We start from the raw sequence: 15,975 nt of genomic DNA on the forward strand, positions 1-15,975 counted from the left end.
GAATGATTGAAACTTAAGATAAAAGGACCATAGCGGAACCCCTTCACAGGAGAACCGCCATATGGCACAGGATTATCACCACGGCGTGCGCGTTGAGGAAATCAACGAAGGCACGCGAACTATCACCACCGTCAGCACCGCGATTGTCGGGCTGGTCTGTACCGGCGACGACGCCGACGCGGCCACCTTTCCGCTAAATCGCCCGGTGCTGTTAACCGACGTACTCACAGCCAGCGGCAAGGCCGGAGAGTCCGGCACGCTGGCGCGCTCACTGGACGCCATCGCTGATCAGTCCAAACCCGTCACCGTCGTCGTGCGCGTGCCGCAGGGCGAAACCGAAGCGGAAACCACCGCCAACATCATCGGCGGTGTGACCGACGGCCAGCGCACCGGCATGAAGGCGCTGCTGGCCGCGCAGTCCGTCTGCGGCGTAAAACCCCGCATTCTCGGCGTGCCGGGCCACGACACCAAAGCCGTCGCCACCGAGCTGCTGGGCGTGGCGCAGAGTCTGCGCGGCTTCGCCTACCTGTCCGCCTACGGCTGCAAGAGTGTTGAAGAGGCGATTGCCTACCGCAGCAATTTCAGCCAGCGCGAAGGGATGCTGATCTGGCCTGACTTCATCAACTTTGACACCGTGCTGAAGGCGGACGCTACGGCTTACGCCACCGCCCGCGCGCTGGGCCTGCGCGCCAAAATTGACGAGCAGACCGGCTGGCACAAGTCCCTGTCAAACGTCGGCGTGAACGGCGTCACCGGCATTTCAAAAGACGTCTTCTGGGACCTGCAGGATCCGGCCACTGATGCGGGCCTGCTGAACCAGAACGACGTCACCACGCTTATCCGTAAAGACGGCTTCCGCTTCTGGGGTCCCCGCTGCCTCAGTGATGACCCGCTCTTTCAGTTTGAGTGTTACACCCGCACCGCGCAGGTGCTGATGGACACGATGGCTGAAGGGCAGATGTGGTCCGTTGACGGTGCGCTGAACCCGTCGCTGGCCCGCGACATCATCGAGAGCATCCGCGCGAAGCTGCGCAGCCTGGTGACTCAGGGCTATCTGATTGGCGCGGACTGCTGGCTGGATGAGAGCGTGAACGATAAAGACACGCTCAAGGCGGGCAAGCTGCTGATCGATTACGACTACACGCCGGTGCCGCCGCTGGAAAACCTGCTGCTGCGCCAGCGCATCACAGACCAGTACCTGCTCGATTTCAGCAGCCGCGTCAGCGCATAAGGAGACGGAAAGATGGCATTACCCCGCAAACTCAAGCATCTGAACCTGTTCAACGCAGGCAATAACTGGCAGGGGCTGGTTGAGTCCGTGACGCTGCCGAAATTCACCCGCAAGTTTGAGAAGTATCGCGGCGGCGGCATGGCCGGTGCGGTGGATATCGACATGGGCCTGGACGACGGCGCGCTGGACACGGAATTCACCATTGGCGGCACTGAAGCACTGCTGATTAAGCAGATGGGCACCACCACCGTGGACGGCATTCAGCTGCGCTTTACCGGCTCTATTCAGCGCGACGACACCGGCGAAGTGCAGGCGGTCGAGCTGGTCACGCGCGGACGCTATAAAGAGCTGGATTCCGGTGAATGGAAGACCGGCGAATCCAGCACCACCAAAGTGTCCGGCACCAACAGTTACGCAAAGCTGACCATCAACGGTGAAGTGCTCTACGAATGCGATCTGGTGAACATGATCGAAATCGTTGACGGCAAAGACCTGATGGAAGCGCACCGCGACGCGCTGGGCCTGTAATCACCCCGGCAGGCGCTGAGCCTGCCGCTTATCTCTCTTTTTAACGGAATCAAATCATGCCTGATAAAACCGCTTCAAATGAAAAAGTCGTTGAGCTGGACACCCCTATCCTGCGCGGTAAAACAGAAATCACCTCCGTCACCGTGCGCAAGCCGCAGTCCGGCGCGCTGCGCGGCACCCGCCTGCAGGCGCTGCTGGACATGGACGTGAACGCACTGATCACCGTGCTGCCGCGTATCACCACCCCGGCGCTGACCACAGCGGAAATTAACGAAATGGACCCCGCCGATCTGGTCAGTTTGTCGGTAGAGGTGGTCACTTTTTTGCTGAAGAAGTCGGTCCTGTCGGATTTAGCGACAGCCTGACGGTAGACGATCTGGTGGCGGATATCGCCACCGTCTTTCACTGGCCGCCCTCCGTTACCGAGTCCATGACGCTGACCGAGGTGCTGGAATGGCGGCACAAAGCAATCCTGCGACACAGGGCCAGCGATGAGTGATAAAAATCTGCGTTTACAGGTCGCTCTGGGCGCGGTCGATAAGCTGACACGCCCCTTCCGCAGCGCCCGCGACAGCACACGTGAGCTGGCTGGCACGCTGCGCGACACCCGCAATACCCTCAAGGCACTGGACGCGCAGGCCGGGCGCATTGACGGCTTCCGTAAAACCCGCTCGCAGCTTGCCATCACTGCCAATAACCTTAAAGCCGCCCGCGAAGAAGCGGCGCGGCTGGCCGTGCAGTTTACGGAAACAAACAAGCCTACCGCCGCGCAGGCCCGCGTGCTGGAGCAGGCAAAAAACCGCGCCAGCCAGCTGCAGCAGACTTACAACGGGCTGCGCCTGTCAGTGCAGCGGCAGCGTGAGGCGCTGGGCGCTGCCGGTATCGACACGAAGAAACTGAGCCAGGCACAGCGCGAGCTTAAAAGTCAGTCGGACGAGGCGCGCGCCGCCATTGACCGGCAGCAGCTGTCCCTTAAAAAGCTGGGAGAGCGACAGGCAAAGCTGAGCGCGGTGCGTGAGCGATATTCCCGATCGCTTGAAGTGCGCGATCGCGTGGCTGGTGCCGGTGCCGCAACGTCTGCCGCCGGGCTGGCAATGGGCGCGCCGGTGCTGGCCGCCGTAAAGTCTTCAGCGGCAATGGAAGACGCCATGAAGGGTGTGGCAAAGCAGGTTAACGGGCTGCGTGACGACAGCGGCAACCGAACGAAGCAGTTCTATGACATGCAGGCCGCCATCAAGGCCGCCAGTGAGCAGTTGCCGATGGAAAACGGCGCGATTGACTACGCCGCGCTGGTTGAGGGCGGCGCGCGCATGGGCGTGACGAACCAGAATGATTCTTATGAGGACCAGAAACGCGACCTGATGGCCTTTGCCACCACGGCGGCAAAGGCGTCAACCGCGTTTGAGCTACCTGCCGGTGAGCTGGCTGAAGGGCTGGGCAAGATTGCGCAGTTGTACAACATCCCCACACGCAACATTGAGCAGCTGGGCGATGCGCTGAACTATCTGGACGATAACGCCATGTCCAAAGGTTCAGACATCATCGACGTGCTGCAGCGCATGGGTGGCGTGGCTGACAGGCTGGACTACCACAAAGCGGCCGCGCTCGGCTCAACCTTTCTGAGCCTGGGCGCAACGTCGGAAACCGCCGCCAGTGCAGCGAATGCCATGGTGCGCGAGCTGTCCGTAGCCACCATGCAGAGTGACCGCTTCATGGACGGCATGGACCTGCTAAAACTCGATCCGAAAAAGATTGAAAAGCAGATGACCACGGACGCAATGGGAACCATCCAGCGCGTGCTGGAAAAGGTCAACAACCTGCCCAAAGACAAGCGACTGACGGCCATGACTATGGTGTTCGGCAAGGAGTACGGCAAGGACGCGGCCAAACTCGCTAATAACATGCCGGAGCTGAGGCGACAGCTTCAGCTGACGCAGAGCGACGGGGCGAAAGGCTCCATGCAGAAAGAGTCAGACATCAACAAGGACTCGCTTTCTGCACAGTGGATGCTGACCAAAACCGGCGTATCTAACACCATGAGCGGCCTGGGCGATTCCCTGCGCACGCCGCTCATGGAGATCATGAATATGGTGAAGAAAGTCACCGGCGTGACTCGCCGCTGGGTGGAAAATAACAAGGAGCTGGCGGGCACGCTGGTAAAAGCTGCGGCAGTTATATCGGTGATTGTGCTGGCGCTGGGTACGCTCATGATCGGCCTTGCTGCTGTGCTGGGACCGATGGCGCTGCTTCGACTCAGCTTTAACGTGCTGGGAATAAAAGCATTCAGCGCCTTCGGGCTGATTAAAAGCGCCATCGGTATCGTGGGGAACGGTGTGTTGTGGCTGGGGCGGCTGATGTTTGCAAACCCGATCCTGGCCGTTATCGGGCTGATTGCCGCCGGGGCGCTGCTTATCTGGCAGAACTGGGACACGCTGGGGCCGAAACTTGCCGCCATCTGGGACGCTATCAGTACAAAGGTCAGCAGCATCTGGACCGCGATCCGCACCTACATCAGCACCAAGTGGGGTGAAATTGTCGCCGACGCGAAGGCGCTGCCTGCGCGTTTTCAGGAGGCCGGTTCACAGATGATTGACGGCCTGATGGCGGGTATCAGCCAGAAGTGGGACGCAATTAAAAACAAGCTGTCGTCACTGACCGACTACCTGCCGGACTTCCTGAAGCCGGGCGGCGATAAGTCCGGCGGGCCGCAGCTGCCGCGACCGGCAACAGTCAAAACGGATGGCGGTGTATCACTGCCTCCGGGCGGGTTCCCCGGATTTGCGGGCATGTATGACAGCGGCGGCTTCATCCCGTCCGGGCAGTTCGGCGTGGCCGGTGAGAACGGCCCGGAGCTGGTCATCGGTCCGGCAAACGTGACCAGCCGCCGGAGCACTGCACGGCTGGCAGCACTGGCGGCGCTGACGCTGGGCGGTGCCGGAACAACAGCGGAGGCGAAGCCGCTGCACCCGCTCAGCCTGCCGGTTCAGGCGTACCGGCAGGAAGCACCGCGCATGAGTGGCAGTGCTACACAGGGGGCTGCGCCGCAGATTCATGCCTCCTTCACCATTGTGCAGCAGCCCGGACAGAGCCAGCAGGATCTGGTTGATGAGGTGATGCGCAGGATAGAGGCAAAAGAGCGGCAGGCGCAGGCCCGTGCCCGCAGCAGTTACCGGGACAGGGGAGGATTTGAGGAATGATGATGACGCTGGGCTTATTTGTTTTCATGCTGAGGACGGTGCCCTATCAGGAACTGCAGTATCAGCGCAGCTGGCGTTTCCCGTCAAACAGCCGCGTAGGCGTGAGGCCGTCGCTGCAGTTCTTAGGCCCGGACAACGACACGCTGACACTTTCCGGCGTGCTACTGCCGGAGATTACCGGCGGCAGGCTGTCGCTGTTTGCGCTGGAGCAGATTGCAGAGCTGGGCCGCGCGTGGCCGCTTATTGAGGGCAGCGGGACGATTTATGGCATGTTCGTGATTGAAAGCCTGGGTCAGACCAAAGCGGAGTTCTTCAGCAGCGGCGTGTGCCGCCGCATTGAATTCACGCTGACGCTGAAGCGCACCGATGAATCACTGGGGGAAATGTTCGGCAGCCTCAGCGATCAGCTGTCTGCCATGCAGGGCGCAGCAGGTACCGCAGCCGGTAAGGTCAGCGCCGCAGCGGGAGGGTTATTCTCATGATGACAACCCCGTGGATTAACGGCCAGCAGAACTCACCGGCGTTCCGGCTGACGATGGACGGCGCAGACATCACGCAGAAGCTGGAAAAGCGCCTGCTGAGCCTGACGCTTACCGACAACCGGGGCTTTGAAGCGGACCAGCTGGACATCGAGCTGGACGACGCGGACGGCCAGCTGCAGCTGCCGCGCCGTGGTGTGGTGCTTTCCCTGTCGCTGGGCTGGCAGGATGCGCCGCTTTTCCCGAAAGGCAACTATACCGTTGACGAAATCGAACACAGCGGCACGCCGGACCGCCTGACGCTGCGGGCGCGCAGCGCGGACTTCAGGCAGACGCTGAACACGAAGCGTGAAAAGTCCTGGCACAAAACCAGCGTGGGCGAAATTGTCCGTGAGGTGGCCGCCCGGCATAAGCTGAAAATGGCGATGGGTGAGGATATGGCAAAGATGGATATTGACCACCTCGATCAGACCAACGAATCAGACGCCAGCTTTATGATGCGCCTGGCTAAACAGTGCGGAGCGGTTGCCTGCATCAAGGACGGTAATCTGCTATTTATCCGGCAGGGCCAGGGAAAGACGGCAAGCGGCAGAGCGCTGCCGGTTATCACCCTTCAGCGCAGGGACGGAGACGGCCACCGCTTCACCCTGGCGGACCGGGACGCCTACACCGGCGTTATTGCCAGCTGGCTGCACACCCGCGAACCGACAAAGAAGCCGGTGGCGAAGGTGAAGCGCAGGCGACGTAAAACCACGGCGAAGAAGAAAAAGGAGCCGGAGGCAAAACAGGGCGATTACCTGATCGGCACGGATGAGAACGTGCTGGTACTTAGCCGCACTTACGCGAATCGGGGCAACGCCGAACGGGCGGCCAAAATGCAGTGGGAGCGGCTGCAGCGCGGGGTGGCGACCTTCTCTATTCAGCTGGCGCGTGGTCGCGCAGATCTCTATACGGAAATGCCGGTAAAGGTGAGCGGGTTTAAACAGCCGATTGATGCCGGGGAATGGATTATCACCACGCTGACGCACAGCCTGAGCTCGGAAAACGGCTACACGACCAGCATTGAACTTGAAGTGAAAATAGATTCGCTTGAAATGGAATAGTGCTATCCCAAAATGGTTAAATTGAGTAATATTTATCTCAATTGGGTTTTGGAGACGACATAATGATGAATTGCCCTTTGTGCGGGAACGCCGCACATACCCGCAGCAGCTTTCAGGTATCAGCAACAACTAAAGAACGTTATAACCAGTGCCAGAACATCAATTGCAGCTGTACTTTTAAATCCCATGAGACTGTGTCTGAAATCATTATGAAGCCGGGTAGCGTTAAACCGGTGCCGCCGCATCCGGGAAGAAATCAGCAGCAACCATTGTGGTTGTGATTGCTGCTGTGGTTACGTTGCCCGTGTTTTGCGGGCTTCGATTTTAAAGACCATAATTTTATTATCAAACCGAAATTATTATTCTTGTTCTAATTTAACATTTAATGATTCAGATAAAGACTTCAAGATATTTTCTGATGTAGTTACCAATTTTTCGCTAACAACAGGATCGGATCCATGAACTACCGAATTTCTTAAAGTTATTAATTTTCTTAATTCATTATAAAGGTCTACGTCTATTTTCTCATCTTGCAAAATTATTTTAGCTAATTTTGAGTTGGGAATTCTACGCTGATAATTCGATTGGAAGTTATTTGATTGGATAGTATATGCTACAGGTTGAAGATTTTGTCCGTATTCTTGTAAAATAGATTCGATTTTATTGAAGTTTTTCAGGAAGGTCTCAAGGCTCCCTTTTTTTCTATTTTCATCAATCGGATCAAATTTTTGCTGAAGTCTCTTGCTGGCGTTTTCAATTCTTTTTGGGGCAATGATATCAAATATAAAATAAGATATTGTTAGTAAGCTAATTACAAATGAAGATTGTGCAACATTCATTATGATTGTTTTAAATGCTGATTTTTCTTCATCCTCCATCGATATTACTAGGTTACCAATAAAAAGCGTAAAAATTGATATTGAAGTTACATAAATAAGAAGTTTGAAGTATCTATTTTTTAAGCTTTCCACCGCATCTGTTAATGATTCGTCATCAGACTCTTCCCTGCTAAGTTCATTTCGAAAGAATATAAATCCTGTCAAAGTCAGCCCATATACACCAGCTAAAACTTGGGATGATGTTGAGTAAAGATAGAGTATTTGACTTTCGTTCAATATCCAAAAAGGACTATAAATGGCTATAATAGCAGAGGCAGCTGAAAAGATTAACAGCATTAGTAAGGAGATTAATATTAATTTGTTGGGTGACACTTTGAGTTCTCCATGAACATCATTCTAATAATAAAGCAATATCATATGTGATTATTAAAGCTACTATTTATAGCTAACTAATTTTATCTATTATTGGTGAGATGAAAATTAAACGTTATTATAGGTTGTGAACTAAATGGCCGCTTTATCTACCCATTAAACATTAGTTAGTACTATAACAATCATGCAAAAAGAACACAATTTAGGCAAGTGATTCCCTTTTTAGAGGCGTGATACACCCGTTAAGCATAGATGACGGTTGAAGGTTAGGAAGTAAGCAAAAAAACTGCTGCCATTTTGCTGCCAATGTTGGAATGAGCAAACAAAAAAGCCACCTCAAAAGGTGGCTTAACTGCATGATAAATATCATTAAATTTGGTGGCCCCTGCTGGGCTTGAACCAGCGACCAAGCGATTATGAGTCGCCTGCTCTAACCACTGAGCTAAGGGGCCAGCGGAGCGGGGATTATAAAGTATCTCTTCAGGGCGATCCAGCACTCAGCCACTGGTTGCTGAAATAAGCAGCAGCGATTTACCTGCTGATTTCTATAACAAATCTCTCTTGTCATGAAGTCGACGTCGCAAAACGGCATGGATAATGCTTATCCATGCCGTTAACTCAACAACACTTCAGCCGCTATGGGTTAATGCTGACTCAGCTCTGACGATAACGAGATGCTGATTGATTCCTTGAAAGATGGGGGACCATCGCGCCACGTGCCTGATCGTAGTCGTGCCACATCTGCAGATCTTCCAGCGCCGGAATGGTGACCGTCTCCTTGCTGTCGAGTCCGGCCAGCGCGGCGTCCACCATCTCATCGACGTCCATCAGCATTTCAGCCGGGATTTCATTAATAGACTGGCCTGCGCGATCAAAAATCTCTGTACGGGTTGCGCCGGGTAACACCGCCTGAACCTGCACACCGCTCTCCGCGAGTTCACGCTGCATGGCGCGCGTCAGAGTCAGCACATAAGACTTAGTGGCGTTATAGGCGCCATTGAACATCTCATGCACCAGCGACAGCACCGAGGCGATATTGATAATAGTGCCATGATCGCGTGCTTTAAATGCCCGGCCAGCCGCCTGTGCCAGACGCGTCGGTGCCAGAATATTTAACGCCAGCATGCTGTTGATGCGTGTGATGTCCGCCTCCAGAAACTCGCCTTCGACACCCATGCCTGCGTTGTTCAGCAGCAGCGTAATCTGAGCGTTGTTTGACAGCTCCGACTCCACGCGCTGCAGGTCCTGCTCATGCGTTAAGTCAGCCTTCATCACGGTTACCCGGACATCGTGCTGCTGCGTCAGCGCATCAGCCAGTGTGGTGAGTCGTGCCTGATCCCGTGCGATCAGGATCAGATCATAACCGCGTGCTGCCAGTTGTTTTGCGTAAGTTGCACCGATACCGCTGGATGCGCCGGTGATTAAAGCTGTGCCTGATTGTGACATGTTTGCTTCCTCGTATGATGGTCGTCATAATGATTATCAATATGACGATCATCATATGATTCGTCAAGCTGGAATATGATGAGCGTAATAATTACTATAATAGCCAGAAGCCATGCAGTTAAAACCGCAGGAGATGAGATGGAGAAGCAGAGCAGCAAGATGCAGACCCGCCAGCGTATCCTTGATGAGGCGGCGCGTGTGATGCGTGAAACCGGCACTGAAGGGATTGGGGTGGCGGCGCTGATGAAGCGTGTTGGCCTGACACATGGCGGCTTCTATGCACATTTTGCGTCACGCGAGGAGCTGGTTGAGGAGGTGCTGAAACATATGTTTGCTGAATCTGATACCTTCAAACCTACTAAATCCGTGACCCAGCCAGCAACGCAGCTGGCTGATTTTATTGATAGCTATCTTTCTGATGCGCATCGCATTGCACCAGCTCAGGGCTGTCCACTGGCGGCACTGGTGAGCGAAGTGGCCCATCTTCCACAGCCGACACGGCAGATCTTCGCCCAGGGCTTTAATACGATGCATGCCGGTCTGGCGCAGATACTGCGTGAGCTTAGATTGCCGGATGCGGAAGCGCTGGCCTCCAGCATGCTGGCAGAGATGGTGGGTGCACTGGCACTGGCGCGGGCCTGTCCGGATGCAGAGCAGGCCAGCCAGATGCTGCAACGCAGCCGCGATGCGCTGAAGCAGCGTACGCTGGAGGTGGCAGCATGAGTGAGCACGCTATCCGCGACATCATCAGTTCCGATCTTGATGTGCTGTTCTGTGGCATCAATCCAGGTCAGTCAACTGCCCATCAGGGGTTTCACTTCGCGCATCCCGGCAACCGGTTCTGGAAGGTGATTCATCTGGCGGGATTCACCCAACAGCAGCTGAAACCGGAAGAGGAGCAGCGTCTGACAGACACCGGCTGCGGCATCACCATGCTGGTTGAACGACCCACTGTACAGGCGAATGAGTTAGCGCCTGATGAGTTGCGCGATGGCGGTAAACGTCTGATGCAAAAGGTGCTGGATTATCAGCCCGCTGCGCTCGCGATTCTGGGTAAAGATGCTTTTCGTCGCGCCTTTAAGCAGAGCAAGGTCGAATGGGGCAAGCAGCCAATCTGTATGGGAAAAACGCAGGTGTGGGTATTGCCGAATCCGAGTGGGCTAAATCGCGCATCGCTGGACGAGATGGTAGGAGCGTATCGTCAGCTCTGGCTGGCGCTGCATCCGCAGAGCATATGAATCTGGGCAGGGCAGGGCAGGGGAGAGACGGTAAAAGGCAGGCATAAAAAACCCCGGCGAACCGGGGTTTTTGTCGGACTTAATCGTCGAGGAAGCTACGCAGTACTTCCGAACGGCTCGGATGGCGCAGTTTACGCAGGGCTTTCGCTTCAATCTGACGAATACGCTCACGCGTCACGTCGAACTGTTTGCCCACTTCTTCCAGCGTATGGTCCGTGTTCATATCGATACCAAAACGCATGCGAAGCACTTTCGCTTCACGGGCGGTCAGGCCAGCCAGCACATCGTGGGTGGCAGAACGCAGGCTCTCTGAAGTAGCAGAATCCAGCGGCAGCTCCAGCGTGGTGTCTTCGATAAAATCGCCCAGATGCGAATCTTCATCATCACCAATCGGCGTCTCCATCGAGATCGGCTCTTTAGCGATTTTCAGCACTTTGCGGATTTTATCTTCCGGCATCAGCATACGTTCAGCCAGCTCTTCCGGCGTTGGCTCGCGGCCCATCTCCTGCAGCATCTGGCGCGAAATACGGTTGAGCTTGTTGATGGTCTCAATCATATGCACCGGAATACGGATGGTACGCGCCTGGTCGGCGATAGAGCGGGTGATAGCCTGACGGATCCACCAGGTCGCATAGGTCGAGAACTTGTAACCACGGCGATATTCAAACTTATCAACCGCTTTCATCAGGCCGATGTTACCTTCCTGAATCAGGTCGAGGAACTGCAGACCGCGGTTGGTATATTTCTTCGCAATCGAAATAACCAGACGGAGGTTAGCTTCCACCATCTCTTTCTTGGCGCGACGCGCTTTGGCTTCACCGATCGACATGCGACGGTTAATGTCTTTGACCTGTTCAATAGTCAGGCCGGTCTCTTCTTCAACCTGTGCCAGTTTCTGCAGGGAACGTGTCACGTCATCCTGCACTTCCAGCAGCTTTTCAGACCACGGCTTGTTCATTGCCAGTGCGGCTTTGAACCAGGTTTCATTCGTCTCGTTGCCAGTGAACAGCGTGATGAAGTTTTTCTTCGGCATTTTGCACAGCTCAATACAGAGCTTCATGATCAGACGTTCCTGGGTACGGACGCGTTCCATCATGGTGCGCATGCTGCCTACCAGGTAATCGAACTGCTTCGGTACCAGGCGGAACTGCTTGAAGACGTCAGAGAGGTTCTGGATTTCAGCAACGGCAGCAGCATGACTGCGACCTTTGCTTTTAATCACGGCGCGGGTCGTTTCATACTGCTTACGCAGGTCAGAAAACTTCTCGCGTGCCAGCTCCGGATCGATTGAGTTATCGTCGTCGGAGCTGTCGTCATCGTCTTCGTCTTCTTCTTCATCGTCTTTACGATCGGCTTCAGAAAGTTCAGAGCCCACGTGCGTTGCCGTTGGGGCGATATCTGCTTCTGCGTTAGGATCGACAAAACCGGTGATCAGGTCGGAGAGGCGTGACTCGCCTGCTTCAACTTTGTCGTATTGATCCAAAAGATAAGTAATCGCTTCAGGGTATTCGGCGACAGAACACTGAACCTGGTTGATACCGTCTTCAATACGCTTAGCGATGTCGATTTCGCCTTCACGCGTCAGCAGTTCAACGGTACCCATTTCACGCATGTACATGCGAACCGGGTCAGTGGTGCGCCCGATCTCAGATTCAACGCTGGATAACACCTGAGCGGCAGCTTCCGCGGCATCTTCGTCAGTATCGGAGCTGTTTTCGTTCAGCATCAGATCGTCGGCATCAGGGGCTTCTTCAACCACCTGAATACCCATGTCGTTAATCATCTGGATGATGTCTTCGATCTGATCTGAGTCGACGATATCTTCCGGCAGATGGTCATTGACCTCAGCATAGGTCAGATAGCCTTGCTCCTTACCACGGGTGACAAGAAGCTTGAGCTGTGACTGCGGGTTTTGCTCCATAAGACGGTATCCACACTTCTGTTAAATTAGATTGGTGTCGGTCGGCAGCGCGCCAACAATAAGCAGTGAAGGCGTTTAGTTCTTGCCGCTGCCTTCGTCGCGGCGTGGGCTTTGCCCATCAGTAATCGGCACTTAAGCCGCTTGTGTTAACTCTGTGCTAAGGACCTGGCTGACTCGCCAAAACCTTAAAATCTGTGCGGCTGTCCTTTCATTGTTCGGAACGGGCAGCATGCTGATAACGGTTATTTCCTGGCAAACGCCTGACTGAGTGTCCAGAGTTCACGGCGCTCATCGGTGTTGAGTCCCAGGGTGCGCTCACGCGCAATCAAAAACTCCAGACGTTCTTCAAGAGCTGAATCATAAATGCTGGCCAGCGAGTCCTGAAACACCGCTTCGGCTTCTTCATCTACTATCATGTGGTTCCAGATCGCCAGTGTTTCAAGCGTCTGACTAAAATTTGTCCCGCGATATAACTCTAGTAGCTGTCCGGTGGTCAATCCAGGATTCTCAGTACAACGACCCACTAATTCAATAAATAGCGGTAAACCCGGCATTTTTGACTCAGACAGCCCATCAAGCGACGGCACCATCGTGGCCAGTTGCGGGTTCTGAATCAGCAAAGCAATCAGAACGCGCATAGTGGTGCGTTTCAGCGGTGGCGCTACCGGCGCCGTTCCGCTTGCGGCCAGCTTTGGCATCAGCTTTTCAAGCTGATTGTCATCAAGAATACCCAGCTTATTTCCCAGCTCCTGACGCATATAAATACGTAAGGTCTCACCGGGGATCTGCGTAATCAATGGTAAAGCCAGCGTGCTCAGGCGCGCTTTTCCGTCGCGTGAGCTCAGATCCACCTGCGGCAGCAGGCTATCAAATAAAAACGAAGAGAGCGGCATCGCCTGCTCCATCCTCGCTTCGAAGGCGGCTTTACCCTCTTTGCGTACCAGCGTATCCGGGTCTTCACCATCGGGTAAAAACATAAAGCGTAGCTGACGACCATCATTCATGTAAGGCAATGCGGTCTCTAGCGCACGCCATGCCGCTTCCCGCCCCGCCCTGTCGCCGTCGTAACAGCAGATCACCGTGTCGGTGCTGCGAAACAGCAACTGAATGTGTTCAGCTGTGGTGGAGGTGCCTAATGACGCGACAGCATAATCGATGCCGTACTGCGCCAGCGCAACCACGTCCATGTATCCCTCAACCACTAACAGGCGGGCGGGTTCAGGATGGTTCTTAACGGCTTCATACAGGCCATAGAGCTGGCGGCCTTTATGGAAAATAGGGGTTTCCGGCGAGTTCAGATACTTCGGCGTATCGTTGCCCAGCACGCGTCCGCCAAAACCAATGACGCGTCCACGCTTATCGCGGATCGGAAACATGACGCGGTCGCGAAACCGGTCATAGGTACGGCCTTTGTCATTGCTGACCAGCATGCCCGCTTCCATCAATGACTCGCGGTCTTCCGATTGCTTGCCAAAACGCTTGAGAACATTGTCCCAGCCGGCTGGCGCGTAACCTATAGCGAAATGATTGATGATGTCGGCGCTCAGACCACGACGATCAAGATAGTCGCGTGCTGGCTGCGCATTGGATTGCTGCAGACCCTGCTGATAAAAACCGTTCAGGTTCTCCATCAGCTGATACAGGCTCTGGCGCTGATGGCGTTCCATCTGGCTGGGCCCGCTGCCTGCTTCGTAAGGCACGTCTAAACCGTGGGAAGTGGCTAACTCTTCGATACTTTCAACAAACTCCAGACGATCAAAGTTCATTAAAAAGTCGATAGCGTTGCCGTGTGCACCACAGCCGAAACAGTGATAGAACTGTTTTTCGCCGTTTACGGTGAAAGAGGGCGTTTTTTCATTATGGAAAGGACAGCACGCATGGAAATTCTTACCCTGCTTTTTCAGCTTAACGCGGGCATCGATAAGATCCACGATATCCGTGCGGGCAAGTAAATCGTTGATAAATACGCGTGGAATTCGTCCAGCCATACGCCCCAGATTTTCAGCTCATAAACGGCAACAAGCCGCGCTTCCTTTCGGAAAGCACGGCCTTTTACTTGACTCTGTCTGCGTGAATCACGCGGTGGAGGCGAACCTCCGGAACGACTTAGTACAGACGAGTGCGGCGTGCGTTTTCGCGAGCCAGTTTCTTGGCGTGACGCTTAACTGCTGACGCTTTAGCGCGCTTACGTTCGGTAGTCGGTTTTTCATAGAACTCACGACGACGAACTTCAGCCAGAACGCCTGCTTTCTCGCATGAACGCTTGAAGCGACGCAGTGCTACGTCAAATGGCTCGTTTTCACGTACTTTAATTACCGGCATGTAACTCTCACCTCGATAAAATTCGGTTTTTGCTGCTGACTGCGGCGTCAGCAAATTCAAAATGGTGCAGCATTCTACTCCAACTCAAGTTGGTTTGTAAAGCACCATGGATAATTTGAAACCAACAGGAGCGTTTGCCTGTGCGGCTGCCGGTTTTTCCAGGGGCGGAAGTATAGCGCACTCTTTAGCCGACAGAAAATGACTTTTTACCTGGGGTGACCGCGCTGCACATCCAATTGCTGTGATAAACTGCGCGCCGCAAGAATGAGGTGATGCAATGCGAATTCTCGGTATTGAAACGTCGTGCGATGAAACCGGCATCGCAATCTATGATGATGAGGCTGGATTACTGGCTAACCAACTCTACAGCCAGGTAAAACTACACGCCGATTATGGCGGTGTGGTCCCGGAACTGGCCTCACGTGATCATGTGCGTAAAACTGTGCCGCTGATTCAGGCGGCGCTGAAAGAGGCGGGTCTGGAGCCGCAGCAGATCGATGCAGTGGCCTACACTGCCGGTCCCGGACTGGTCGGTGCGCTGCTGGTCGGCGCGACTATTGGCCGCGCCCTGGCGTTTGCCTGGAAAGTACCTGCCGTGCCGGTTCATCATATGGAAGGCCATCTGCTGGCACCGATGCTGGAAGAGAATCCACCGGCATTTCCGTTTGTCGCCCTGCTGGTGTCGGGCGGACATACTCAGCTGATTAGCGTCACCGGCGTTGGTGAATATGAATTGCTGGGTGAATCGATTGATGATGCTGCGGGCGAAGCCTTTGATAAGACAGCCAAGCTGCTCGGTCTGGATTATCCGGGCGGGCCTATGCTGTCGAAGATGGCGCAGCAGGGCACAGCGGGGCGCTTTACCTTCCCGCGTCCGATGACCGACCGCCCGGGGCTGGATTTCAGTTTCTCCGGCCTGAAAACCTTTGCGGCTAATACCATTCGCGCGAACCCTGACGATGAGCAAACGCGTGCTGACATCGCCCGCGCGTTTGAAGATGCGGTGGTGGATACGCTGTCGATCAAATGTAAGCGTGCGCTGGATCAGACCGGCTTTACGCGTCTGGTCATTGCGGGTGGCGTCAGCGCCAATCGCACACTGCGCGAGCAAATGGCGGTCATGATGCAAAAGCGTGGCGGAGACGTGTTCTACGCCCGCCCGGAGTTCTGTACCGATAATGGCGCGATGATCGCGTATGCGGGCATGGTGCGCTTAAAGGGCGGAACACGGGGAGAGTTAAGCATCAGCGTGCGACCGCGCTGGCCGCTGGCGGAACTGCCCGCCATCTGATGTAAAAA

At 54.8% G+C, this 15,975-nt stretch carries 16 protein-coding genes and 1 tRNA gene; 11 read left to right on the forward strand and 6 right to left on the reverse strand.

The window, feature by feature from the left end:
- The first annotated feature begins 61 nt into the window (after window positions 1–61).
- The 8 genes from ACR8BF_RS03150 (at window position 62) to ACR8BF_RS03185 (ending at window position 6,819) form a co-directional block, all read left to right on the forward strand.
- Window positions 62–1,231, forward strand: a complete 1,170-nt coding sequence (locus ACR8BF_RS03150; protein WP_292987909.1) for a phage tail sheath protein — start codon at window positions 62–64, stop codon at window positions 1,229–1,231.
- 12 nt (window positions 1,232–1,243) lie between these two features.
- A complete protein-coding gene (locus ACR8BF_RS03155) occupies window positions 1,244–1,759 on the forward strand; it encodes a phage major tail tube protein (protein ID WP_292987907.1) in 516 nt (171 codons plus the stop codon).
- 56 nt (window positions 1,760–1,815) lie between these two features.
- Complete coding sequence (locus tag ACR8BF_RS03160) at window positions 1,816–2,124, forward strand: phage tail assembly protein (RefSeq protein ID WP_292987905.1); 309 nt, start codon at window positions 1,816–1,818, stop codon at window positions 2,122–2,124.
- Window positions 2,125–2,138: 14 nt separating this feature from the next.
- On the forward strand, window positions 2,139–2,258 hold the full coding sequence (locus ACR8BF_RS03165; RefSeq protein ID WP_033786692.1) for a GpE family phage tail protein: 120 nt from the start codon (window positions 2,139–2,141) through the stop codon (window positions 2,256–2,258).
- Window positions 2,251–4,956: a phage tail tape measure protein gene (locus tag ACR8BF_RS03170; protein WP_434745537.1), complete on the forward strand. Its 2,706-nt coding sequence runs from the start codon at window positions 2,251–2,253 to the stop codon at window positions 4,954–4,956. Before ACR8BF_RS03165 ends, ACR8BF_RS03170 begins: the two co-directional genes overlap by 8 nt.
- The gene (locus tag ACR8BF_RS03175; RefSeq protein ID WP_292987898.1) at window positions 4,953–5,438 is read left to right on the forward strand and encodes a phage tail protein; all 486 of its coding nucleotides are present in this window, start codon (window positions 4,953–4,955) and stop codon (window positions 5,436–5,438) included. The genes ACR8BF_RS03170 and ACR8BF_RS03175 overlap by 4 nt, the downstream gene beginning before the upstream one ends.
- Window positions 5,435–6,538 (forward strand): phage late control D family protein, encoded by a 1,104-nt coding sequence (locus tag ACR8BF_RS03180; RefSeq protein WP_292987896.1) that lies wholly within the window; start codon window positions 5,435–5,437, stop codon window positions 6,536–6,538. Before ACR8BF_RS03175 ends, ACR8BF_RS03180 begins: the two co-directional genes overlap by 4 nt.
- Window positions 6,539–6,600: 62 nt before the next feature.
- Window positions 6,601–6,819, forward strand: a complete 219-nt coding sequence (locus ACR8BF_RS03185) for an ogr/Delta-like zinc finger family protein (RefSeq protein WP_013510553.1) — start codon at window positions 6,601–6,603, stop codon at window positions 6,817–6,819.
- Between the two features lie 78 nt (window positions 6,820–6,897).
- On the opposite strand, the gene ACR8BF_RS03190 is transcribed toward ACR8BF_RS03185, so the two are convergent.
- The 3 genes from ACR8BF_RS03190 to ACR8BF_RS03200 all read right to left on the reverse strand — a co-directional run bounded on the left by ACR8BF_RS03190 (window position 6,898) and on the right by ACR8BF_RS03200 (window position 9,195).
- Entirely contained in the window at window positions 6,898–7,749 is an 852-nt protein-coding gene (locus ACR8BF_RS03190) for a hypothetical protein (protein ID WP_292987893.1), read from the reverse strand.
- 376 nt (window positions 7,750–8,125) lie between these two features.
- Window positions 8,126–8,201, reverse strand: a tRNA-Ile gene (locus tag ACR8BF_RS03195).
- Window positions 8,202–8,403: 202 nt separating this feature from the next.
- Window positions 8,404–9,195 carry an SDR family NAD(P)-dependent oxidoreductase gene (locus ACR8BF_RS03200; protein ID WP_434745538.1) on the reverse strand — a complete coding sequence of 264 codons (792 nt, stop codon included), beginning with the start codon at window positions 9,193–9,195 and terminating at the stop codon, window positions 8,404–8,406.
- Between the two features lie 138 nt (window positions 9,196–9,333).
- Here ACR8BF_RS03200 and ACR8BF_RS03205 point away from each other — a divergent pair, with 138 nt between their 5' ends.
- Window positions 9,334–9,918 carry a TetR/AcrR family transcriptional regulator gene (locus ACR8BF_RS03205; protein ID WP_434745539.1) on the forward strand — a complete coding sequence of 195 codons (585 nt, stop codon included), beginning with the start codon at window positions 9,334–9,336 and terminating at the stop codon, window positions 9,916–9,918.
- On the forward strand, window positions 9,915–10,433 hold the full coding sequence (gene mug, locus ACR8BF_RS03210; protein WP_434745540.1) for a G/U mismatch-specific DNA glycosylase: 519 nt from the start codon (window positions 9,915–9,917) through the stop codon (window positions 10,431–10,433). The genes ACR8BF_RS03205 and mug overlap by 4 nt, the downstream gene beginning before the upstream one ends.
- Window positions 10,434–10,512: 79 nt before the next feature.
- Here the strand turns inward: mug and rpoD are convergent, their stop codons facing one another.
- The 3 genes from rpoD to rpsU form a co-directional block, all read right to left on the reverse strand.
- Window positions 10,513–12,354, reverse strand: coding sequence for an RNA polymerase sigma factor RpoD (rpoD, locus tag ACR8BF_RS03215; protein WP_179898593.1), 1,842 nt, complete (start codon window positions 12,352–12,354; stop codon window positions 10,513–10,515).
- 242 nt (window positions 12,355–12,596) lie between these two features.
- Window positions 12,597–14,342: a DNA primase gene (gene dnaG / locus ACR8BF_RS03220; RefSeq protein WP_179898592.1), complete on the reverse strand. Its 1,746-nt coding sequence runs from the start codon at window positions 14,340–14,342 to the stop codon at window positions 12,597–12,599.
- A 118-nt stretch (window positions 14,343–14,460) separates the two neighbouring features.
- A complete protein-coding gene (gene rpsU / locus ACR8BF_RS03225; RefSeq protein WP_001144069.1) occupies window positions 14,461–14,676 on the reverse strand; it encodes a 30S ribosomal protein S21 in 216 nt (71 codons plus the stop codon).
- 277 nt (window positions 14,677–14,953) lie between these two features.
- On the opposite strand from rpsU, the gene tsaD reads away from it, so the two are divergent.
- Window positions 14,954–15,967, forward strand: coding sequence for a tRNA (adenosine(37)-N6)-threonylcarbamoyltransferase complex transferase subunit TsaD (gene tsaD, locus ACR8BF_RS03230; RefSeq protein ID WP_179898591.1), 1,014 nt, complete (start codon window positions 14,954–14,956; stop codon window positions 15,965–15,967).
- The last annotated feature ends 8 nt before the right edge of the window (window positions 15,968–15,975 follow it).

Origin of the sequence: Candidatus Pantoea rara, from assembly GCF_051136265.1 — a bacterium.
Taxonomy (GTDB): Bacteria; Pseudomonadota; Gammaproteobacteria; order Enterobacterales; family Enterobacteriaceae; genus Pantoea; species Pantoea rara.